The following is a 24,264-nucleotide window of genomic DNA, read 5'->3' on the forward strand; positions in this document are numbered from 1 at the left end:
TTAACTAATTATGCTCCCACATTGACCAAATCAGCGAATACACCTGCAGCAGTCACTTCCGCTCCGGCGCCAGGACCTTTTACGACCAACGGACGTTCTTTATAACGCTCTGTGGTGAACGAGATAATATTGTCACTTCCTGACAAAGCATAAAAGGGATGATTTTCGTCTACCATCTCCAGTGCGATAGATACTTTACCATCTTCCAACTTACCAATGTATCGGATTACTTTCTTTTGGCTTTCTGCTTCTTCTTTTAATCCATTGAAATACTGATCGGCTTTCAACAATTCTGCATAGAAATCATCGACAGATGTAGCTTCCAAACAAGCTGGAGGAAGAATAGCTCCTAAATTAACGTCAGAAGGTTCAATCACATGTCCTGCATCTCTCGCCAAAATCAGCATCTTCCGCATGAAGTCGATACCTCCTAAATCATCCCGTGGATCAGGCTCCGTATACCCTAATTCTTGTGCCTTCTTCACGATTTCATAAAACGATACATCCCCCGTAAAATTATTGAATATATAAGAAATCGTTCCGGAAAGAATAGCTTCTATACGTACAATGCGGTCTCCACTCAACATCAAGTCTTTCAACACCCGAACAATAGGCAAGCCCGCTCCTACATTTGTTTCATAGAAAAAGTCCACCCCATATTTACGAGCAGTATCATGGAGTGATTTGTATTGCTTATAGTCGCCAGAATTAGCTATTTTGTTGCAGGTAACAACCGAAATATTCGATTTGAATACATCTAAATAATAAGTAGATGGAAGTGGACTAGCTGTATTATCGATAAAAACACAGTTCGGTAAATTCATGGCTTTCATGCGTTCCACAAAACCAGACAAATCTGCAACTTCTCCCTCATCTTCCAATATTGTACGCCAATCTGACAAATCTATACCTTCTGGATTAAATAACATTTTTCTAGAATTGGAAATACCGGCAATTTTAATTTCCAGGTCGTTATTCTCTACCAAAAAGTCATATTGTTCATGGATCTGTTTAAATAATGTAGCACCGATATTACCCGTACCCACATTAAATACGTACAGGGTCTTCTTTAGCTCCGCGAAGAATGCATCATGCACGGTATTCAACGCTTTCGCCATGTTTTCTTTCTCAATAATAACGGATATATTGAGTTCCGAAGAACCTTGTGCAATAGCACGTACGTTGATACCATTTCTGCCCAATGCATGGAATAATCGACCGGACATACCCGGTGTACGTTTCATATTCTCCCCCACGATGGCCAATACCGAAAGATCATTTTCTACAGTAGGTAAAACCAGTTTATTCGCTTCTAATTCCAGCTCGAATTCCGCTTTAATAAGCTGCACAGCTTTCGCTGCATCACTTGGATGAACAGCAAAAGTGATACTATGTTCAGAAGACGATTGCGTGATTAGCACGACATTGATCTGCTCTCTCGCTAACAAGGTAAAAAGACGACCACTGAATCCTGATTTGCCAATCATACCACTTCCCGAGACATTGATAACAGAAATATCGGCAATAGATGAAATTCCTTTAATCGGATAAGCGGATTTCCCGCTTTCAAACTGAATAACCGTACCTGGAAACTCTGGTTCAAAAGTGTTTCTGATCACAATCGGAATTTTTTTCAAAAAAGCCGGAATCATCGTCGGCGGATAAATTACCTTCGCTCCAAAATAAGAAAGCTCCATGGCTTCGTTGTACGACAGGGTTGGCTGCGAAAACGCTTTCTTTACAATACGCGGATCTGCTGTTAGCATTCCGTTGACGTCCGTCCAAATCTCGATAGCAGAAGCCTGCAATACCGATCCAAAAACTGCAGCCGTATAATCGGATCCTCCTCTTCCCAATGTAGTGATGCGGCCATTCTCGTTAGAACCAATAAAACCAGTAACGAATAACAGCTTGTCTGAATGGGTATGTGCAAGCGACTGAATGAGTTGATTTGTCACCTCCTCGTTAATATGCGCATGCCCAAAATTGGAATCCGTCTTTATATAATGAGAAGCGTCAACATACATGGCTTGCTCTACATATTGTTCCATGATTTTGGAGATCATATAGTTCGACAATCGCTCTCCAAAAGATACGATCAGATCTTTACTTTGTAAGCTTAGTTCCCGAAGTGCACTAATACCTTGCAAAATATCCTCTAGTTCATTGAGCATCAGCTTCAATTTAGTAAAAACCGGATTTTGATATTTTACCGCAATGAGTTTCTTCACCACCTCGAAATGACGCTCTTCCAATAATTTCAAATCTTCGTCAAAAGGGATACGCTCTGCCGCATTTTCTGCCATTTTCGTCAGTAAGTTCGTTACGCCAGCCATTGCCGACAACACGACCAAAGGTTTTTGTCCTTCATCGTAAGCGCTTTTGACAATACCTAATACCGCCTTTACACTCTCTACGCTGCCAACTGATGTCCCTCCAAACTTTAATACTTTCATTTCAGTTTATTTATTAATTTAAAATAATGTATACTATTAACTAAAAAAGCCTTCCCATTTGGAGGAAGGCTCTATATGTTATGTACACTTTCTTATACAATAGAATTACTTCCTCCGATGAATAGCGCCGGTGGTAATAATAATCGTTGTTATAATAAGGTGTAAACTTTCCATATTTTTGAAAAACGGTATAAATATAGGAGTTTTAATTTGAATCCATCAAATATTTTTTCATTTCCATTAAAATTTCAATAATGAATCTTTCGAAAAAGTAGTTCTTTTACTACACGCAAGAAAAAGAAGTTTGATTGAAAAACAATAAAAAATATGTTAAAATTCGTTAAAACACCTTAAAATAATCACAAATATGCTTGGAAGCCTAGACATTATGTAGTAGATTTGCTTCAGTTCTGTAGAAAATATAAGACAGAACAAAAAAAACGTATCATAAATCAAGTGAAATAGGCGAACATAATGAATACAAAAAAACTGATAGCAGGTATGCTTTTCGTAGGCTTATGTGCGGTGTCTCAGGCACAAACAGCAAAATCAACTTCTTCCGATCCTGATAACCTAGCCAAAGAATACTTTTCACAGATAATGGGTGTTGCCTCTAATGCAATGGCCAATACGAAGCTATATCAATTCGTATATGAATGGTTAGGTACCCCCTATCGTTTGGGCGGAGATTCTAAGAAGGGAATTGATTGTTCTAAATTTTCACTTGCTGTATATGAAAATGTATTTAACACGACCATAGGCTACAATAGCCGCAATCAATATGCAAACGTAAAACCTATTCGTAAAAACGATCTGCAACCGGGCGATCTTGTATTTTTCAAGATCCGCAGCAGACAGATTACGCATGTAGGCATCTATCTTGGAGATGACAAGTTTGCTCATGCTGCCTCTAGCAGAGGGGTCATGATCAGCAACCTTAACGAAGCCTATTGGAAACGATATTATTATAACGGAGGCAGACCGTCGGAAATAAATGAAGCGATGTTAGCGGATGCCGGATCCGATGATGAAGATAAAAATTTACACTAATTTTTCTTGAGACATGATTAGAAAAGGTTCGGATATATAGATATCCGAACCTTTTTTGTATTTTTATAGGCAGTAATCAACGTATATACTATGTCTAATAAACGAACCCTTATTCTGGATAAAGAACAGATTCATCAAAAATCTATCCGCATCGCATACCAGATTCTTGAAGATAATTTCGAAGAAAAATCATTGGTATTGGTGGGCGTTGCAGACCGGGGTTACGTTTTTGCGAAGCGACTTCAACAGCTTTTACAAGAAATCGCTCCAGAAAAAACAACCGAACTCATCAAAGTTACTGTTTCGAAAACGAAAAGAAACTTAGAAGCTACTACAGACGTACCGGTTGAGACAGCAAAAAACAAAGTAATTATATTGATTGATGATGTGCTTAATAGCGGCCGAACCTTAGCATATGGATTGGGTTTATTCCTCAATGTTCCCCTTAAGAAAATGCGGACAGCAGTATTAATTGATAGGTCTCATCACCAATTCCCCCTGTTCAGCGATTATTATGGGCTTAAGCTCTCGACAATATTAAAGGAACATGTGGAGGTTGAACTGGAAGAATTCGACCAAACAGAAGATGCTGCTTGGTTGTCGTAAAATAATTTTACGATTTTTTAATTCTTAGCTTCTGCCCTATTTTAAGCTGGGTACTACGCAAGTTGTTATCGGCTTTTATCTGAGAAACAGTAACGCCTTTAAATCGAGCTGCTATATGGGACAATGTGTCTCCCTTTCTGACAGTATACGTCGTATATGTCGCCGAATGTTTGGCAGTAGTCCTCGAAGCTGTGATCGACCTTTCCCCTTTGCTAGATGGACGTTTGGTTATAGAAGAAGCATCATCATTACTAGCCAGCATGCTGGATGAAGCCTCCAACTGATTATTTAACGCAACATATAACAAGCTATCATTCAAATGTTCAGTATCCGGCAGAACCAAACGCTTTGGACTTTCTGTACTGGCGTTTACAACTGAACGCTTATACGCAGGGTTGAATTTCTTAATCGTTTCCAGCGGTAAATCGACCGCTTGGGCAATTTGCTGCAAGTCGATCGGCTTTTCAACCATAACAGGCTTTGCTTCCCAAGCGAAGTCCGTAGGAGATACCAATATACCGTATTCATCTGCGTGCTCTAATGTGTATGTCATCGCGATGAATTTAGGAATATAATCTTGTGTTTCTTTCGGTAAATAAGGAGAAAGTTGCCAAAAATTCGGATTTTGTAATCCCGATCGTTGAATAGCACGTCGCACACATCCCCTTCCACAATTATAAGAAGCCAATGCCAATAGCCAATCGTTAAACTCATCGTAAGCATCCTTGAAATAGCGACTTGCTGCATAGCAGGCTGCGTAGGGATCTTTGCGTTCATCTACATAACTATCCATCGTCAAATCATATATTTTCGCCGTGGGGTACATAAATTGCCATAATCCCACTGCGCCAGAACGCGATACTAAATGCGGATCTAACGAAGATTCAATAACGGATATATATTTTATTTCATCAGGCAACTGGCTTTCGGAAAAAATCTTTTCATATATCGGAAAATAGTATTGTGCTAATCCTTGTAACTTACTCATATAAGGATTGTAATTGCGTGAGCTATATTTATCGATATAAGATTTTATTTTTTCGTTTAGAGCTAATGGAATAGTTTGTTGTATTTTACGCATACGATTAAAGACCAATGAGTCTTCAGCTGTATGTAATGGATCACAATAAGATAATGTTTTGAGCGAATCCAATCCAGAAATAATGATGTTTCGTTGGCTAGATACTGCTTCTATCAAATGCAATGGAACAGGCTCCATATCGACATGGGCTATGTCTTGAGCGTGTAAAGAGAATTGTAATCCCAATACACAAAAAGGCATTAACCACAAACGGTTTTTAATCATACGGTATTCTCGGTGTTTTTATGTAAACGTAAATTTTCCCCAAGTAGTATATTCACGTCAAAAAACTAAAAGAGTTTCGTAGAGGATTACTCTGCGAAACTCTTATTTCTTCCTTTTACCCTCTAATTTAGTTCTGGGGGTTATTGTTATTATTTGTGTTGTTGTTTTGGTTTTCACTAGGCTCTTCTCGTTGACCGTCCTTAAACTCCTTCACGCCACGACCTAGCCCACGCATTAATTCTGGAATTTTTTTGCCACCAAAAAGTAACAAAACCAAAACCACTATGATAATAATCTCTTGCGTCCCGATAAATAATAATCCCGATGTATACATAGTTTTAACATTCTTAGCGTTGCTTTCATTATCAACGCATTACAAATATATAATTAAAATCCTGAATTTCCTGTAACTATTTTGCTAACCACGAAACTGGGTTCATTGCAGTCTGTCCCTGGAAGACACCAAAGTTCACAATCGAATACCCTGCATCCGGATCCTCACCTGCCGTTCCAATTTGTTGTCCTCTTCCTACTTTCTGCCCACGCCTTACAGACACACTCTTCAGATTGGAATACGAGGTGAAATATTCCCCGTGCTTTATCACCACAAAACTTCCAATTACCTGCACTACATCTCCTTCGAAGACTGCTTTCACCGGCGCGTTATCAGCCGTCCGAATGGCCACATCAGAGTTATCGATACGCACATTCCGTTCTACCGTTTCGAAACCAAAGTTCCGCACAACATTTCCTTGTGACACTGGCCAAGGTAGTCGTCCGCGATTAGATTTGAAATCTGCAGATAGTTTTGCTGCTTCCGGTGTAGAGCGAAGGACTTCACTATCTGATTTCCGCGGCGTCGATTTCTCCACTTCTTCTACGGTTTTACCTGTCCGTTTGGCCTCTGCCTCTGCAGCCTTTCTCCGTGCTTCTTCTGCTAGTTTACGCTGTGCTTCGATTTCCCGACGGATCGCCGCTTGAATCATCGCATCAATACGTTTTTTCTCTTGCTGTTTCTGGCTGAGCTGTCCTCTATAGGTAGATTCTTCTTTTTGCAATTGGCTAAGTTCTTTTGCATGTGCAGATCGGTCCTTAGCAATAATCGCTTTCTCTGCTTCCTGTTCTTTCAAAAGTTTATTTTGCATTTCACGATCTCTCTCCAATTGTGCAATTTTCAACTCAATCTCCTTTTTAGTAGCCTCAATTTCAGCAGCTTTTATCTTACGTGCGTCATTAAACTGTTGTAAATATTTCACGCGTTTAAAAGCTTGGTTAAAATCTTTCGAAGCAAAAATAAACATGAGTTTATTATACCCGTTTTTATTACGGAAAGCAAAGAGAATCATTTTCTCATAATCCTTCCGCATCTTTTCCAACTCGGCTTTTAACTCATTAACAGCCTTCGTATTCTTTTGGATATTGTTATTAATAATCCGTAATTCTGAACTTATCGTCTTGATTTTATCTTCCCGTAGATTTAGTTGTCGACTTAACGCATTCACCTCTTTTTGAGAAAGTAACTTTTCTTGTGTTTTGGCACGCACAATTTTCATTAACTCCGCAATCTCTGCATCTATCTTCTCTCGTTGCTTTTTTAATTCAGCGCTACTTTGAGCAGAAACCAGTCCTACCCCGACACTGCAAATAAACAAGAAACTAAATAGTATTTTTTTTATATCCATGAACCGTTTTTCTCTTTTTTTCGGCAAAAATAAGCCTACAAAAATAAAGATTATTTTGCGCTTTTATGATGATCGTCCCTAATTTATTACTTTATATCGACTAGGAACAGAAAAAGGCATTTCGATATGTTCATTAAAAGAGACACGATTATATCCTAATCGTGCTTTCAGCGAAACGTCTTCTCCTACGATATTTAACGCGATATCTTGCGGAAAATTATAGCCGTCCGTTTTTACATAGTCTCCATAAAAAGCCTCAAGATTGTTTCCTCCTCCTACTTCTTGTAAGATGAAATGGAAAGGTCTATTTTCCTTATTGATACGGTATTGATAGGATAATTGTTCTTTAATCCCGACAACAATAAGCTCATCCACAGCACTGGCTACCTGCACATCGGTCGCACGCAACAAGTTCGAAGACACATTCGCCATTAACAAATCTTGGAGCGTCGCAAATGTAATACCGCGGTTCGTATAATTGTATATATAAGAAAAAGGTTTCGCGATATACTCCCCCGGCAATTTATTAAGTATTTTAACACTGTCAGGCGTTATGAAGATACGAGCCACCTCAATACCTAATGTGGCCGTGACGGACATCCAGATAGCCTTATCTCTTTCTATCCGTACATTCAACGTAATGTCCTGTGTATTTTTACCCATCTCGATTTTTGTTTTTGCTCGTCCGGAGAATGTATAAAAATCCAAATTATTCATTTCGAAAGTCTTGATACTCGCTGCATTCGCCGCACTAATTTCTGCTGGCGTATCATGCGATGGCATAGCTATTTTTCGCTTTGTTTTACAAGAAGTAAACACTAACGTCCCGACTATTACCAACAAAATTATTCTACTCCACATAACTTTTTGTTGCTATTTTCGACTTCAATTTTTCTACATCGATATCACTCCCATCACTCACCGCCAAAGCTCTTTCCCATTGCTTCAATGCATCTTTACTGTTTCCTGATTTAAATAAGATATCGCCATAATGCTCATACAGCACTGCCGATGGAGACGATCCGCGAACTGCTTTTTCTATCCATTTTAACGCTTCTTTATAATTCTCTTGCTGGAAAAGTACCCATGCATATGTATCCTGAAAAGTAGCAGATGCTGGTTCCAGTTCGTTGGATTGTCGAGAAAGCTTTTCGGCCAAATCGAGCTTCTCTTTGCGTTCAGCCAGATAATACGCATAGTTATTCATAGCCGTAGCATTTGTACTGTCTAATTTTATAGCCTCTTCATAAGCCACATCCGAAACATCCGCCAACTCTAATTTATGATATAAATCGCCAAGGCCTGCGTAGATGAGCGATTGTAAATATGTATTATCTTCTCCGCTATTATCCAACGCAGCTTCCATCAATTTACGAGCATTCTCCCCATCATCTTTCACCATATACGCCAACCCCGTAAAATACAACAACATCGGATTATTTGGATTGGCATCTAATGCTTCTAAACCGTGATCAACAGCTTGATCCACCTCATTAAGTGCCATTTCCACGTTCATCAACATACGCCATGCATCGACGTGTGCACGATTAATGCCTACAGCCGTTAGAAACAAAGACCGAGCTTCCTGCAAATTCCCTCTACGCCAAAGCACATCACCTTTCGCTACATGACTATCGGCAATTCGCGGATGCTTCAACACCAATATATTTGCCAACCCCTGAATCTGTTCCAGTGTAAATCCCGATTTGCCACGCAACAATGTAAACATGACACGATGCTTATCCATATAGTTGACATCCATCGATTCGAAAGCTTTTCGTAACGACTCCAAAGCTTGCTTACCTCTTTTGCCTGCGGTATAGGCATCTGCAAGATCTAGATATAATAATGGATCGTTCGTATTTTTTAACCCTTTCTCTAAGATCTGTATGGCTTGCCTTGTTGCATTTTTATCCATGTAGATGAATCCCAACGTACTGTACACCTGGCGGAGCCCCGAATTGTCCTGCATTCGAACCAATAATATTTTTTCCGCTTCCTGTTTTCTGTCCAGATCGACCAGCATTTCTGCTTTCATGACATCCAAGGTATCGGAATCTCCAAATTTTGCCACCGCATCATCATACACCTGTAAAGCCTCTTCTGATTTTTTGGATGCGTGAAGTAATAACATTTTCTCCCGATAAAGTGACTCGTTGTCAGGGAGCGCTTCAATAGCGCGATCAACTACCGGAACTGCAGCTGCCAGATCTCCTTTGCTTTTATGGAGTTCGACCAGATAGTTGGCATATAACATATTTTTAGGCTCTATCTCCCATGCTTTCTCTACGATAGGTATAGCCATATCAAAATTACGGGCCTGTCCGTATAAAAGCGCTTTCGCATAATACACTTCTGCCGCATCGGGATATTTGGCGATAATATCATCCAGTTTCTCTATCGCTCCTACAAAATCCCCCGTACGTAATCTTCCTTCTACATCAACTAACAATTGCTTATAAGGCTTATCGCCTTCCTGCTCTTGCGCATAAATATTTTCTATGCAAAACAATCCGAAGATGGTAAGTAATCCTATACAAGCTATTTTTTTCAACATATTCATCCCTTTTCTTTCTTATTTTATTCGTGGGAACAAAGCCCACCTTATAAAGATGACAAAAAAAAGTAAAAGTTTAGTGTTTGTATCTTAAAATAGGTTAAATTTTGAATTTTCATACTTTTTCGTTCGCTGTCATTTTTACACACTAACTATTCTTTAGATTTTTTCTTTACAAAATATTTTATTTAGATTTGGCCAAGTAACTAATTTAAATCTGATGTACAGATCGCCTTTTACCGATGAAAAAGACCTGTTAAACAAGGTGCAGAACGGAGATAGATTGGCTTTTGAAATCATTTATCATCGTTATAAAGGCTTGCTTTATGTACATGCTTCTAGACACTTACGAAATCAAGAAGAGGCAAAAGATATCGTACACGATATCTTTTCAAATTTATGGCAGAACAGAACAACATTATACATACAAGATAGCTTGACGGCTTATCTCTATCAGGCTGTACGGAACGGCGTCATCAACCAACAACTCAAAAGTCAACGAGCAGACGAATACATCAACTCTTTACAGGGATTTATTGAACATGTCCAAATGGACACTGACCATCGCGTCAGAGAAAAAATGCTTATGGAGCTTATTGAACAAGAGATAGCTTCTTTACCTCCCAAAATGCGATCCGTATTTGAACTTAGCCGAAAAGAAGGCCTCTCTCACAAAGAAATCGCCGAACAGCTCCATATCAGTGAGCAAAGTGTCCGTAGCCATGTAAAAGGTGCGCTCAAAATCCTGCGTTTACGACTTGGCCTCCTTTTCATACTCCTCTACTTTACGGGATTTTAAAAATAATTCATTTTTTTTACCCCCATACACTCGTTTCGATTGTCTCTTCTTGTATATAAGCCGAAAACAGGGAGAAACAATTGAAAGAACAACAACATGCTAAAGATATTCTGCGTCGTTATGTAAATGATCAATGTACCGAAGAAGAGCGGATATGGGTTGAAGAGTGGTATAGAAAACATTACGATACGGAATTCAAAATTGATTCGAAGTTGGCTGAAGAGCATCTTGCGGATGTGTGGCAGTTACTTGATAGTGAAGTGCAGCGTAAAAAGATATGGACTTTGCGTAAAATAGCAGTAGCTGCAGCGTCGGTAATCCTTCTCGTTGGTATCGGCTTTCTTGTAAATAAATCGACAAAGTCTTCTACACATCACATCGCGCATTCATCCCAAGAAGCTCCAATACAGGCTGGTCGTGATCAAGCGTTGCTTACTCTTGCAGACGGTCGCACCATCCATCTGGATAGTATAGCTGTAGGCGATCATCTCTCCGAAAATGGCATTACCATCACTAAAATGGATGACGGCACATTGACATATGCTATAAAAGAGGTTCTTGGCCACACAACCGAGCAGATATACAATACCATTTCCACTCCTCGCGGAGGACAATATAAGGTTGTCCTACCGGACAATTCCATCGTGTGGCTCAATGCCGCTTCCTCTCTTCGGTTTCCGATTGCCTTTACAGGGAATACACGTGAAGTAGAGCTCGTTGGCGAGGGGTATTTTGAGGTCGCCCATCATAAACAAAAACCTTTTATCGTTACATCCACAGATCAGCAAACCATCGTCAAAGGAACCAAATTTAATATTACGTCCTATCCAGATGATGTCAAAAAAACGACTACGTTGCTAGAGGGATCGGTGTTGGTGAAAAAAACATCCGATATGGGACATGATGATCTATTGCTTCAACCTAATGAACAAGTAGTATTACAGCATAACCGCTTTACTAAATCACATGTTAACGCTGCTGATGCTATCTCTTGGAAAAACGGGAAGTTTGTGTTTAACGATACACCTTTAAAGAATATCATGCAACAACTTGCACGTTGGTATGATGTGGAGATTGTTTATTTGGAATCTACAGAAGGAATTACTTTCACTGGCTCCATATCTCGATTCGATGACATACAAGATGTATTACGTAAGATATCACTCACCGAAAGCGTACAATTTCAAACAAAAGAAAGGAGGATTATGGTACGACGCTAACGCCAATCTGTGGAGTATCCCAAAATGAAAACCGGATTCCGATTGCAGCGGAACCCGGCGAAAATCATTAGGGAGTCGCAGATCAAATCTTATAATAAGGACATAAAATATATTGCTAACCCTAAAATTCAATTCAAATATATGAATTTTTACAACCATGTTATTGTATGGAGGGGATTTATACACACAATAACATTTAGAAGAATGATGATGAGAATACAGCTCGTATTACTATCTCTTTTTTTAATCATACAAATACATGCCAACGACCTGAAGGCACAAAGATTGACATTGAATGCCAACCAAATGTCGTTGGAAAATGTACTAAAAGAGGTAACAAAACAGACCGCTTATGATTTTCTGTACAATCCGGATTTGCTAATAAAACATGCTGTACCGGTAACGCTAAGCCAGATAAACAAACCGTTGGAAGACGTGCTCGAGTACATTTTCAAAGGACAACCACGTCTCACTTATACCGTGGATCAGAAAACGGTTATTATTCGACCAAAAAAAGAAACAGCGACACCTATCAGCACAACAAACACAGCCACATTGCAAGCGGTTATTCGCGGCCGTGTGATCAACGAACAAGGTGAACCAATGTCAGATGTGACTGTGCAATTCCAAGGGACGACAAGGGGAACCAAGACAAATGAACAGGGATTGTACGACATCGAAATTATCGGAAATAACACGACCTTAGTCTTCAGTTATGTAGGTTATACCACAGAAGAAGTTTCCATTGCCGGGAAACAGGAAATAAATGTGGTATTGAAAATACAGGACGCCAACCTAGATGAAGTTGTCGTGGTTGGATATGGCACACAGAAAAGAAGCGACGTAACAGGTGCCATTGTATCCATCAGACCACAAGAACTCGAAAATATGCCCTACTCCAATGTGGTGCAATCGTTACAAGGCAAGCTTCCGGGGGTGAACATCACCAACACCGGAACCAGTGCCGAAGGAGATACCCGGCTACGGGTACGCGCACAGAATTCGATCAACGCCGATGCCGGACCATTGATCGTATTGGACGGTATCCAGTTCGAAGGATTCCTTTCGGAAATCAGTCCGAACGATATCGAATCGATCGAAGTACTAAAGGACGCTTCTTCTGCCGCGATCTATGGGGCACGTGGAGCTAATGGTGTCATGTTGATCACCACTAAGCGGGGCCTTGCAGGTAAAACCCGTATCGCGCTGGAATCCATGTTCAGCACCAGCAACATCATCAACCGGCCGGATATGATGGATGCTACACAGTTTTATAATTTCAAACAACAGCGCATGGGGTTCGTCAGTTCGTTTGAGGAACAGCAATACCAAAACGGCGTGAATACCGATTGGCTGGACTATGCGACACAGACCGGCTTTAAACAGGATCACAACCTATCCATTTCGGGTGGAGCGGAAAAAACAAAGTTTTTTATCGCCGGAAATGCTTCCCGAACCGATGGTGTCGCCCGTAATGACGTATACAATCGTTATGCATTGCGGATCAATATGGATACCGAGATCACCCCGTGGCTAACGTTCGGTACAGCATCTACCATAGGCTATTACGATCGTCCCGGTGAGGGAGCCAATATCAGCAACGCCAGCCGGATGAATCCGCTGACAGCACCCTATGACGAGGACGGAAACTTGAATTTCCAACCCAATCCGGACGACTTGAACATTGTAAGTCCATTGGAAGGATTAAACATCCAAAAAGAAGATGTAGCCAGACGGATATTGACCAACAACTACATTCAGGTCGATTTCCCCTTTGTCGAAGGGCTTTCGTTCAAGACGTTGACGGGCTACAATTACCGAACCAGGCTAATCGAACAATACAGTTCTGCCTCCAACACGCTACGAGGCAGCCAGGTGGGTGGCTCTGCAACGGTAAACAATCAAAACCGAGAAGAATGGTCCATTGAAAACATCCTAAGTTATACGCGGGATTTCGGGCCGCATAATATCTTCCTAACTGGGGTCTATACCGCCCGGGCGTACGAAACGAAGTTTCACGACAATTCCGGTGTAGGGTTTCCGGGCGATCACATGTCGTACTACCAATTCAGGTTGGCCACCACCCTGACCCCATCGGATCAATATACCAAAGAATCTTCCTTATCACAAATGTTTCGTGCGAACTACAGCTACGACAGCAGGTATCTGTTTACCTTCACGGTGCGCCGCGATGGCTTTTCCGCTTTTGGCGCGAACAACAAATACAGCGTCTTTCCTTCTGCAGCTGTTGGGTGGAATATGGAACGGGAATCTTTTATGCAATCCCTCACTTGGCTAAATCGCTCGAAGCTGCGGCTTTCGCTGGGCGAAAGCGGCAACCAGGCCATCAGTGCCTATTCGTCAATGCCGACCATGGCCAACCAATATTACCTGGATAACGCTGGCGACCCATTGATCGGCTTCTATCCTAACCAGCTGGCCGATCCCACCCTTAGTTGGGAAACCACGCGCCAGCTCAATATCGGATGGGATTTCGCCCTACTCAAAAATCGGTTATCCGGAACTGTGGACGCCTATTTTTCCAATACCCGGTCCTTGTTACTGAACAAACAAATCCCTCAAATCAACGGCGTGACTACCATCCGGCAGAACATTGGTCAGACAAAGAGTAACGGTATTGAGGTGGCGTTATCTTCAATCAATGTACAAAGCGATAACTTCTCTTGGCAAACCAATGCCAACTTTACCTACGCCAAAAACGAAATTGTAGACGTCGGATTGTTTGATGAAGCAGGGAATCCGTTGGATAACGTGGCCAGCAGTTGGTTTATCGGCAAGCCAATAGGTGTCATTTATACCTATGGGTTTGACGGGATATGGCAGGAAACCGACGATATACTCAACTCGCACATGCCCACGGCAAGACCAGGCGATGTTCGGGTAAAGGACTACAACAACGACGGTGCCATCACGGTGGATGACCGGCATATAATCGGCCAGAACTTCCCGAAATACACGATTGGCTTCACCAACACGTTCGCTTACAGGGATCTCTCGCTAAGCTTCTTCATCTATGCATCTCAGGGGGCTACTCGTTATACCGAACATATGAATACCTACTTCAATGGATCAACAACCATCCGTCAACGGGAATGGTGGACACCGGAAAATAAAATCAACACTTACCCCGCGAATCGGGACGATTCCAACCCCTATGGCCTCAATTATTTCGGGAAGACGAACGACGCTTCGTTTATTCGCTTGAGCGATATTTCGCTGGCGTATAAACTGCCCCTATCGATTACCAATAAAATACATGTAGATCGTCTAGAACTTTTTAACAACGTGAAAAATGTACTAACGTTAACTCGTTACATAGGGATGGATCCCGAATACGAATCTGACTTCGGCATTCCGCAAATACGAACATTTCTTTTCGGTGCGCGAATCGGATTTTAATCATTTCAATCACACCCAATCATGAAAACATACGCATACAAGCTATTCATACTACTGACACTGACCGTATTACTGGTCGGATGCAGCGACAGCTTTCTTGACGAAGTTGCAAAAGACGAGACTTACGCAGATAACCTCTATACCGACCTGAACGGCTTTAAACTGGCCAAAAACGCACTGCTCCATTTCCCAAGGCAGGAACGCATGGAGCCCATTCAATCCGCCGAGTTAGGTGTAATATGGAAAATCGGCACGGACATCGGCTGGGCAAATACAGAACTTTCGTGGACGAGAGGCCTCAATCAATATACGACAGCCGACCTAAACGGAATGATGCAATTTTTAAATGGTGACACCGAAGGAAGACCAGGAATATTCCTCATCCTGTACAGATGTATCAGTTCCGCCAATTTACTGATTGCCCGTTCGGACAACCCCGAGGTCGATTGGCAAGGGGGAAATGAAGTGGAAAACGAGGCAAATAAGAATGAAATGGTCGCCCATGCCAGGCTCATCCGTGCGTGGGCCTATCGTCATCTGGTCATGACGTTCGGACCCGTTCCGATCAATACGACCGAAATCACCGGAGAGAATTACCGGGACGATTGGCAACGGGATCCGGTAGAAAGCATCCAAGCCTTAATTGAAGAGGATCTGCTTTTTGCAGAACAATGGTTGCCAGATAATTCCAACGATGTCGCTCGGTTGTCAAAGGCGATTGCGCAGCATTATCTCGCTGAATTGTATCTTTGGCAAAATAAACCCGAACAGGCAGAGGCCAAGGCTAGGGCAGTAGTTGATAACCCAAACTACCGATTGATTACCGAGCGCTACGGCGTCCGCAGAAACGAGCCAGGATGCGCGTTTATGGATCAATTCTATGACGGCAACATCCTACCCAGCCAGGGCAATACCGAAGCTCTTTGGGTATTTCCAAATTCCGATGTCGACAATATCCTGGGGGCGTACGGCAATACGATGCGTCGCACGTGGGTCTCGGCATACAACAACCGAAACATCGAGTATTCGCCTGAGTATGGCGGAAGGGGTATCGGGCGTGCCGCAATTACGGCTTGGGTATTTTCTATATATGAGTCGTCGGACGATCGGTTTAGCGAACATGCTATTCGGAAAAGCTATGTGGATCGGGATGGAAATACCATCATGTGCCACATGTCTGCATCTCAAATGACAACCAATAACCACATTTGGGCTAGTACCCGAAAATGGGATTGGACGTACGATAATCCTTCGCGGTATGGAGAGAGCTATTCCTATGCTGACCAGACCTATCTGCGATTGGCGGACACCTACCTGTTACTTGCCGAAGCACTACATATGCAAGGAAATAATAGTGAGAGTAATGGTGCCGCATTTTTCATCAACCAAGTGCGCCAACGCGCCAATGCAACGCCTGTTTCCACGGGCGACGTTACATTGGATTATATCCTTGACGAAAGAGCCCGCGAGCTTGTGACGGAAGAACCGCGTCGGGAAACACTCATGCGTACCGGTAAATTGATCGAGCGGACACGATTGTACAACCCGATTGCATCTGGTCAGCGCGACGGTGGTACAGGCATTCAATCGTTCCATACGCTCTTGCCGTTCCCACAGCGAATCATTGACGCCAATACCGGGCATCCACTTAAACAGAATCCTGGGTATAACTAATAGAAACCTAAACGATGAAACCGAGATGTAAATAAGCATTGACAAACCAGGCAGTAATTATATACTCGAGCTCTCATCAGCCATAAGAAAAAAATAAATAGATGAAAACGATACTATATCTAACATTTTTTTTGACCGCCTTTACCACATGTAAAGTCGAAAAATTTGAATCAGACAACCGTATTTCCGGCTACCCTGAAGCAGCTATTGAAACACTACGTGAGGCTCCATACCCCATGGGAGCAGCCATCACAATGGGCGCGCTGCGCGATAACGAAACCTACCGTCAAACGGTAATTAAAGAAATGAGCAGCATCACAGCCGAAAATGCCATGAAAATGAATTTCATCAGCACAGGCCGTGGGGAATACTTCTGGGACGATGCCGACTATTTGGTTGATTTTGCAGTACAAAACGACATCCGGATACATGGCCACACGTTACTGTGGTACCGACATACACCAGATTGGGTCAGCGGATTTTCGGGAACCAAAGAAGAATGGATAGCGATTATGCGTGAATATATTCAGACCGTAGTAGGTCGCTACCGAGGGAAAATCGCCTCCTGGGATGTCCTCAATGAAATCATCCTGGATGACGGTTCCTTACGCCCTTCGGTTTGGTTGACCAATATTGGCCAGGAGTACATTGGCTTAGCTTACCAGTTTGCACACGAAGCTGATCCCGACGCACTGCTTTTCTACAATGATTATGGGCATGAATACAGCCACAACCGTCGGTTAGCAACCAAACAATTGGCAGACAGCTTGGTGGATGCCGGTGTTCCTATCCATGGCATCGGACTGCAAATGCATACCAACACCAACCGGTCGATCAACGATCTGCGGTATGCCATCATGTCCGCGGCCACAACCAAACTGTTGATACATGTGTCAGAGCTCGATGTTGCAGTAAACCCGGATCAAAATCCTAACGCGACATTTACAGAGGCTTTAGCGATCCGGCAACAGGAGGCTTATCGGGCGGTAGCCCAGGCCATGTTGGATTTGCCGGAAGAACAGCAGTTCGGCATTACTTTTTGGGGAGTATCTGATGCCAATTCGTTCATGCGGGATAATCCGGATTGGCCATTGGTTTTCGACAGCAACTATCAACGGAAAACAGCCTATCGAGGACTTTTGCAAGGAATTTACCGAAAAGGCGATAAAATGGTACCCGTATCTCTTGACCAAGCATCACTGAATTTGTTTTCGGATGCCCAAGTGGAAATAGCCATTTCGGGGGGGATGTCACCGTATGTTGTAAGCGAAAATTCCAACCCGGCGGCAGCAACGGCTGTTATTAAAGGAACTAAACTTGTCATAACGGGTACAACAGAAGGAACAACAAACATTGCCATCACAGGAGAAGACGGAAGCAGTGCCCAGCTACTGGTAACAGTAAAGAGGACGCCAAATCTGATTACTTTTGAACAATTGAAAGCTAACTTATCATCACAAGAATCTATTATTTTACCTGATGACATTAAAATCAAAGGCATCGTTATCTCGGATAATAAAAGCAGAAATATTGACAATAAAACTATTGTATTACAAGAAGATAACAACAAAGGGGGGCTTTTTATAGAGATGACAGGAGAAGCCGATTTGAATATAGGAGATGAAGTAGAAGTGATTGTATCACAACGTACGCTGGCGAAGGTATATGATGAGTTTACATTAAAGGATATTCCGACGGATCATATTCAAAAACTGGGAGACAAAATCATTATACCTAATGAAACAACTATCGACCAGATACTTGCCAACAAAAAAGATTGGACAGGTACATTGGTAAAATTAGGTAGCGGCAGTTTTTCGGGAGGAAATGGGAAGTATACCGGGATATTGGAATATACCAATGCAAGTGGTGCCGTTAAATCAATGATACGACAAAACGCGACTTTTGCAGGTAATGATTATCCGGAACAGGTTGACAACCTCATCGGTATCATACGAAGTGAAGGAGGTGATATCAGATTGGATATTCGGAATACCGACGACGTCATGGGGAAAGTAAGGCCGCACACCTTTATTTTAGATAATTTTGAAAGTGGGGTGAAGGATATCAAATTTAGAGGAGGACCGGATGCTGCCGTTGTAGAAGTGGTGAACAACCCCTTGAAATCGGGCTTAAATACCAGTGATAAAGTGCTCATGGTAACAAAGAGCTTTGCAAGCCAGCAATTAAATATTTATATTAGAAGAGCGAGCAATCCAACCGTGGATATATCCGACGAGGTATGGGGGAAGAATTTCAACCGTGTCAGGTTTATGTATTACAACCCGATTACCTCCGGAAGGTTTGTTAGCTGGAAGTATAATGGACAAGATCCGACACTCAATATTACGCCTCAACCGGAATTTGGTGTTTGGTCTTACGTAGATATAGCCGTGACACCAAATCAGATGGATGCCCTTACGTCAATACATTTACGTTTAAATGACGGAGGAAATAGCGATAATGATGTCGTCTATATAGATAATATTGAATTTTATAACGCAGAGCTTATGGAAGAATGGATGGGGCAATAAGAATAACTAAATTAAATATGAAAAAACTATTTGTGCCGGCAATAGCCTCAGGACTATTATCAATTATGATTTTATGTTCCTTTACCTGGAAACCGCTTACTCCCGAAACAATCGGCATGGTATCTTATACCTATCGGAAGAGTTTACAGAAAGATATGGCTGCAACTCTTGATACGATCAAGTCCCTAGGTGTTGTGGATATGGAGTTTTCTAACCTATTCGGTAAAACTGCCGGGGAAATACGTAAGCTACTTGACGAAAGAGGAATGTATTGTTCGTCTTTCGGCGTCGGCTATGATGATTTGACCAATAAAACAAGAGAGGTAGGCGAGAATGCCCGGATATTAGGTGCGAAATACGTACGAGTCGCTTGGATATCCCACAACGCGCCATTTTCTATTGAAGATGCTCAAAAAGCGGTGAAAGATTTCAATACAGCGGGGAAAATATTGAAGGATGAGTTTGATATTACGTTCTGTTACCATAACCACGGATACGAGTTTCATCCGTATGAAAACGGGACCATTTTTGATTATATCATGAAAAACACAAACCCTGAATATGTTAGCTTCGAACTGGATATATTTTGGGCATTCTTTCCGGGAGCAGATCCGATACAACTGTTAGAGAACTACGGAAAAAGATTCAAGTTAATGCATCTGAAGGATCTAAAAAAAGGGGTTACTGGAAATTTATCGGGGGGAACGGATGTGAAAAATGGCGTAGCATTGGGAACCGGGCAGTTGGATCTACCTGCTATCTTGAAGGCAGCAGAACAATCTGCTATTGAACATTATTATATTGAAGATGAAAGTCCGATTTATTACAAACAGGTACCTCAGTCTATTGCTTATTTAAACGACATTCTTCAGAAATAACAGGATTTTTTCTGTGTAACAAGGATAAAAACTGTAAAGTGTTTGCAAAAAACGCTTTACAGTTCCTTCGGGATCGAATCACGTTTTCGTAATATAAAATCCCCGACACAAAAATGTATCGGGGATTTCCTTATTTTAAACACTAAAATTACGCGCCTAACTGTACACGTTTAAACGCTGTAACAGTCAATCCTTTCGATACAGAATCTAAGAATTGAGCAATATTTTTAGAAGAATCTTTCACAAATTCCTGGTTCAACAATGTTGTGTCTTTGAAGAATTTGTTCAATTTCCCTTGTGCAATTTTCTCTGCCATCTCAGCAGGCTTTCCTTCAGCAATTATTTGCTCTTTTGCAATGGCAATTTCACGATCAATTGTTTCTTGATCTACACCATCTTTATCAATAGCAATAGGATTCATAGCAGCAATTTGCATCGCCACATCTTTACCAGCTTCATCAGCACTAGCCGCATCCGCAGAAAGACCAACCAATACCCCTAGACGGTAATTTCCGTGGATATACGCAACAACTTTTTCCGCAGAAACAGCTTCATATTTAGAAACATCAATTTTCTCACCGATTACACCTGTTTGCTCGATTAAAGCATCGGCAATTTTCTTACCGTCCAATTCTAGATCTTTTAGTTCTTCTACGGAAGTAGGACCATTTTGCAATGCAACGTCAGCAATTTTTTCTGCGAAAGCGACGAAGTCTGCATTTTTTGCGACGAAATCTGTCTCACAGTTTACTTCTACGACGATGCCTGATTTACCATCAGCAGAAGCTTTAGCGATAACAACACCTTCGTTAGAATCACGGTCCTGACGACTAGCTGCTACCTTAGCACCTTTTTTACGCAAGTAGTCGATAGCCGCTTCGAAATCACCGTTTGATTCTACTAATGCTTTTTTACAATCCATCATACCAGCGCCAGTTTGTTGACGCAATTTGTTTACATCTGATGCAGAAATTTGTACTGACATGTTTTTATTTCTTTAATAAATTTTACGATTCGATAGCCTGACAAGTATAACATATACATGCAACACAGGCATTAAACTTTTGTTAAATAATAAAAAACCGGACAAACTTATGTAGACTCCGCGAAGCAAGGCTTCATAAAGGCTAACACTTGTTTATCCGGCTTCCACACGGAGAGGAATATTATTCTCCGTCTTTTGCTTTACGAGGACGTTTTCCAGTGTTAGCTTCTTCAGCTTCACCGTTATCTATTGCAGCTTTAGCAGCTACAGCTTCTTTTTCAGCCTCTTCTTCTTTATCGCGTTTGCGTTCTTCCAAGCCTTCTTGAATAGCTTTTCCTATAATTCCCGCGATCAAGCTAATTGATTTTGTAGCATCATCATTTGCCGGAATAGGAAAATCGATATTGGAAGGATCAGAGTTGGTATCTACCATTGCGAACGTAGGAATATTCAACTTAATTGCTTCCGAAACTGCGATATGTTCTTTTTTCACATCGATGATAAACAAAGCAGCAGGTAGACGGTTCAAATCAGCGATACCTCCTAAAAGGCTCTCTAACTTCACGCGCTCGCGTTGAATCATCAACTTCTCCTTTTTAGACAATACAGCATATGTACCGTCTTTTTGCATTTTGTCAATGTTAGACATTTTCTTGATAGACTTACGCACTGTTGCAAAGTTTGTAAGCATACCACCCAACCATCTTTCCGTAACGAAAGGCATGTTTACCGCTTTCGCCTGCTCAGAGATGATTTCTTTTGCTTGTTTTTTCGTTGCTACGAATAGCACTTTACGACCCGATTTCACGATTTGTTTGATAGCTGAAGCAGCTTCTTCTAATTTCGTTAAGGTTTTATTCAAGTCGATAATGTGGATACCGTTGCGTTCCATGAAAATGTACTTAGCCATTTTCGGATCCCACTTACGAGTAAGGTGACCAAAGTGAACACCTGCATCCAATAGTTCTTGATATGTTGTTCTTGCCATTTTTTGATCCTCCTTTGATTAACGTTTACTGAATTGGAATCTTCTACGTGCTTTACGACGTCCTGGTTTTTTACGCTCAACCATACGGTCATCACGTGTCATTAAACCTTTAGCACGCAAAGCTGGTTTTACTTCTGGGTCAAGTTCCACTAAAGCTTTAGCTATTGCTAAACGTACTGCTTCAGCCTGTCCTTTAACACCACCCCCATTTACGTTAACTTTCACATCAAAATTTCCTGCAGCACCCGCTACCTCAATAGATTGCGTAACGATGTATTGCAATGGCAATGTTGGGAAATATTCTTTATAATCTTTACCATTTACGGTAATGTTTCCGCCACCAGCAGATAAGTAAATGCGGGCAACAGCTGTTTTTCTTCTTCCTGAAGTATTCGTTGTTGACATATTTGCTCTCCTTAAAATTTAACTGGTTTCGGTTTTTGGGCCTCATGTTTGTGCTCTGTTCCTGCATAAACAAAAAGGTTTTTGAATAATTGACGACCTAAACGGTTTTTAGGTAACATCCCGCGAACTGCTTTTTCAACAAGACGCTCTGGGTGTTTAGCCAACAACTCTTTTGGAGAGATAAAGCGCTGACCACCCGGGTAGCCTGTGTAGCGTACGTACACTTTGTCGCTTAATTTGTTCCCAGTCAACTTAACTTTGTCTGCGTTGATAACAATAACGTTATCTCCACAGTCTACGTGTGGGGTGAACTCCGGCTTATGCTTACCACGAATCACTTTCGCAATCTGGCTTGCTAAGCGCCCCAAAATCTCTCCTTCAGCGTCAACAACAATCCACTCCTTGTTAACGGTGTTTTTGTTGGCAGAGACAGTTTTGTAACTTAACGTATTCACTTGCTTTTGCTTAAATAAAATAATTAATAAAATGTTCTATTCCCTTGTAATCTCTACAATAAGGTCTGCAAAGGTACAATAATGAATTTGAAAATACAAAACATTTTATCTAAGTTTGAGAAACCTAATAGATAGCATATGCGCATGAAGTATCTCCTGATGATTATAGTATTGTTGAGTAGCCTAGCTGAGGTACAGGCGCAACAAATCATCCCATCGTCCAAACTTACTATTCAAGGCCGAGCATTTCCAGAAAGCCCTGCTTTCCATCGAATTGACACCGCAAAATATGCCAATCTCCCAATTACCGTAAAGCAACTATACACCCATGCTGCAGGCCTGTTTATCACATTCCGCACGAATAGCACAAAGCTTTCCATCGACTGGGAAACGGCGGATGCAGCGCTAGGCAACAACTCTACCCCGATCATGTCCCGTGGCTTTGATGCTTATGTCAAAGAACCTGATGGCTGGCGTTTTGCTGGTGTAGCACGTCCAAACTTGAAGAAGGCGGAGAGTAGCTATACCATAGTGGAAAATATGGAGAAAACCGAAAAAGAATTCCTCCTTTACTTTCCGCTTTATAAGGAACTTCGTTCGTTTCAGTTGCGTATAGACGAGGAAGCCAACTTTTCGCCCACCGTACAGCAATTCCATAAAAAAATAATTGTTTACGGTTCTAGTATTGTACATGGGGCATCGGCAAGTCGCCCGGGCCTCGCGTACCCGGCGAAGATCTCCCGTAATATGCACGCCGATGTCATTAACATGGGCGTAAGTGGAAATGCACGTATGGAAATCGCCGTTGCACAAATGATAAATGACATCCAAAATGTGGATCTCATCGTCATGGACTGCGTACCGAACTGTTCACCAGAACAGGTTACCGAACGTACTTTTGCTTTTGTACAGGAGCTTCGAAAAACACATCCGCAAACACCGATTCTAATGATGGAAAGTATCATTAGACAAATCGGAAATTACAACCTAGAGTGGAAGAAAAAGCGACATGAACAAAATGTCAATTTCAGAACGGAATACGACCGATTGTTGGCAGCAGGATATAAAAACCTTTTTTATCTTCCAGCTGATCACTTACTCGGCGACGATTATGAAGGTACGATAGATGGCACACACCCTACAGATGTAGGCTTCGAACGCATGGTAAAAATCATTCAACCTGAAATAGAAAAGATATTAAATTTCAGGTCAAAAATAGGTGAAAAATAAAGCGAATTATGTATTTTGT

19 protein-coding genes are annotated in these 24,264 nt (G+C 41.6%); 9 read left to right on the forward strand and 10 right to left on the reverse strand.

Annotation, left to right across the window (positions count from 1 at the left end; all coding sequences use genetic code 11):
• Positions 1 to 8 precede the first annotated feature (8 nt).
• Positions 9 to 2,456 (reverse strand): bifunctional aspartate kinase/homoserine dehydrogenase I, encoded by a 2,448-nt coding sequence (gene thrA / locus EWE74_RS09890; protein ID WP_130141392.1) that lies wholly within the window; start codon positions 2,454 to 2,456, stop codon positions 9 to 11.
• Positions 2,457 to 2,930: 474 nt separating this feature from the next.
• Here thrA and EWE74_RS09895 point away from each other — a divergent pair, with 474 nt between their 5' ends.
• Together EWE74_RS09895 and EWE74_RS09900 are read left to right on the forward strand one after the other, a co-directional pair.
• On the forward strand, positions 2,931 to 3,506 hold the full coding sequence (locus tag EWE74_RS09895; RefSeq protein ID WP_130141393.1) for a C40 family peptidase: 576 nt from the start codon (positions 2,931 to 2,933) through the stop codon (positions 3,504 to 3,506).
• A gap of 90 nt (positions 3,507 to 3,596) precedes the next feature.
• Positions 3,597 to 4,112, forward strand: a complete 516-nt coding sequence (locus tag EWE74_RS09900) for a phosphoribosyltransferase family protein (protein ID WP_130141394.1) — start codon at positions 3,597 to 3,599, stop codon at positions 4,110 to 4,112.
• 7 nt (positions 4,113 to 4,119) lie between these two features.
• On the opposite strand, the gene EWE74_RS09905 is transcribed toward EWE74_RS09900, so the two are convergent.
• The 5 genes from EWE74_RS09905 to EWE74_RS09925 form a co-directional block, all read right to left on the reverse strand.
• Complete coding sequence (locus tag EWE74_RS09905) at positions 4,120 to 5,418, reverse strand: lytic transglycosylase domain-containing protein (protein WP_130141395.1); 1,299 nt, start codon at positions 5,416 to 5,418, stop codon at positions 4,120 to 4,122.
• Between the two features lie 127 nt (positions 5,419 to 5,545).
• Positions 5,546 to 5,752 carry a twin-arginine translocase TatA/TatE family subunit gene (locus EWE74_RS09910; protein ID WP_130141396.1) on the reverse strand — a complete coding sequence of 69 codons (207 nt, stop codon included), beginning with the start codon at positions 5,750 to 5,752 and terminating at the stop codon, positions 5,546 to 5,548.
• Positions 5,753 to 5,828: 76 nt separating this feature from the next.
• Positions 5,829 to 7,100: a murein hydrolase activator EnvC family protein gene (locus EWE74_RS09915; RefSeq protein ID WP_130141397.1), complete on the reverse strand. Its 1,272-nt coding sequence runs from the start codon at positions 7,098 to 7,100 to the stop codon at positions 5,829 to 5,831.
• A 78-nt stretch (positions 7,101 to 7,178) separates the two neighbouring features.
• The gene (locus EWE74_RS09920) at positions 7,179 to 7,961 is read right to left on the reverse strand and encodes a DUF4292 domain-containing protein (protein ID WP_130141398.1); all 783 of its coding nucleotides are present in this window, start codon (positions 7,959 to 7,961) and stop codon (positions 7,179 to 7,181) included.
• Positions 7,951 to 9,657, reverse strand: coding sequence for a tetratricopeptide repeat protein (locus EWE74_RS09925; protein ID WP_165384684.1), 1,707 nt, complete (start codon positions 9,655 to 9,657; stop codon positions 7,951 to 7,953). Before EWE74_RS09925 ends, EWE74_RS09920 begins: the two co-directional genes overlap by 11 nt.
• A 220-nt stretch (positions 9,658 to 9,877) precedes the next feature.
• On the opposite strand from EWE74_RS09925, the gene EWE74_RS09930 reads away from it, so the two are divergent.
• The 6 genes from EWE74_RS09930 to EWE74_RS09955 all read left to right on the forward strand — a co-directional run bounded on the left by EWE74_RS09930 (position 9,878) and on the right by EWE74_RS09955 (position 20,182).
• Positions 9,878 to 10,456: an RNA polymerase sigma factor gene (locus EWE74_RS09930; protein ID WP_130141400.1), complete on the forward strand. Its 579-nt coding sequence runs from the start codon at positions 9,878 to 9,880 to the stop codon at positions 10,454 to 10,456.
• Between the two features lie 80 nt (positions 10,457 to 10,536).
• Positions 10,537 to 11,676, forward strand: a complete 1,140-nt coding sequence (locus tag EWE74_RS09935; protein ID WP_130141401.1) for a FecR family protein — start codon at positions 10,537 to 10,539, stop codon at positions 11,674 to 11,676.
• A 204-nt stretch (positions 11,677 to 11,880) separates the two neighbouring features.
• Positions 11,881 to 15,096, forward strand: coding sequence for a TonB-dependent receptor (locus EWE74_RS09940; protein WP_165384685.1), 3,216 nt, complete (start codon positions 11,881 to 11,883; stop codon positions 15,094 to 15,096).
• A gap of 21 nt (positions 15,097 to 15,117) precedes the next feature.
• Positions 15,118 to 16,770, forward strand: coding sequence for a RagB/SusD family nutrient uptake outer membrane protein (locus tag EWE74_RS09945; protein WP_130141403.1), 1,653 nt, complete (start codon positions 15,118 to 15,120; stop codon positions 16,768 to 16,770).
• 101 nt (positions 16,771 to 16,871) lie between these two features.
• Positions 16,872 to 19,304: an endo-1,4-beta-xylanase gene (locus EWE74_RS09950; protein ID WP_130141404.1), complete on the forward strand. Its 2,433-nt coding sequence runs from the start codon at positions 16,872 to 16,874 to the stop codon at positions 19,302 to 19,304.
• A 17-nt stretch (positions 19,305 to 19,321) separates the two neighbouring features.
• Positions 19,322 to 20,182 (forward strand): sugar phosphate isomerase/epimerase family protein, encoded by an 861-nt coding sequence (locus EWE74_RS09955; protein ID WP_130141405.1) that lies wholly within the window; start codon positions 19,322 to 19,324, stop codon positions 20,180 to 20,182.
• A gap of 148 nt (positions 20,183 to 20,330) precedes the next feature.
• Here EWE74_RS09955 and tsf read toward each other — a convergent pair whose 3' ends face one another.
• The 4 genes from tsf to rplM form a co-directional block, all read right to left on the reverse strand.
• Positions 20,331 to 21,167, reverse strand: a complete 837-nt coding sequence (gene tsf, locus EWE74_RS09960) for a translation elongation factor Ts (RefSeq protein WP_130141406.1) — start codon at positions 21,165 to 21,167, stop codon at positions 20,331 to 20,333.
• Between the two features lie 181 nt (positions 21,168 to 21,348).
• Positions 21,349 to 22,155 carry a 30S ribosomal protein S2 gene (gene rpsB / locus EWE74_RS09965; RefSeq protein ID WP_130141407.1) on the reverse strand — a complete coding sequence of 269 codons (807 nt, stop codon included), beginning with the start codon at positions 22,153 to 22,155 and terminating at the stop codon, positions 21,349 to 21,351.
• An 18-nt stretch (positions 22,156 to 22,173) separates the two neighbouring features.
• Positions 22,174 to 22,560 carry a 30S ribosomal protein S9 gene (gene rpsI, locus EWE74_RS09970; RefSeq protein WP_130141408.1) on the reverse strand — a complete coding sequence of 129 codons (387 nt, stop codon included), beginning with the start codon at positions 22,558 to 22,560 and terminating at the stop codon, positions 22,174 to 22,176.
• Positions 22,561 to 22,571: 11 nt separating this feature from the next.
• Positions 22,572 to 23,015 carry a 50S ribosomal protein L13 gene (gene rplM / locus EWE74_RS09975; RefSeq protein ID WP_130141409.1) on the reverse strand — a complete coding sequence of 148 codons (444 nt, stop codon included), beginning with the start codon at positions 23,013 to 23,015 and terminating at the stop codon, positions 22,572 to 22,574.
• A 138-nt stretch (positions 23,016 to 23,153) separates the two neighbouring features.
• Between rplM and EWE74_RS09980 the strand changes: the two genes are divergently transcribed.
• Positions 23,154 to 24,245 (forward strand): SGNH/GDSL hydrolase family protein, encoded by a 1,092-nt coding sequence (locus EWE74_RS09980; protein WP_130141410.1) that lies wholly within the window; start codon positions 23,154 to 23,156, stop codon positions 24,243 to 24,245.
• Positions 24,246 to 24,264: the final 19 nt, after the last annotated feature.

Source organism: Sphingobacterium corticibacterium, from assembly GCF_004208525.1.
GTDB lineage: Bacteria > Bacteroidota > Bacteroidia > Sphingobacteriales > Sphingobacteriaceae > Sphingobacterium > Sphingobacterium corticibacterium.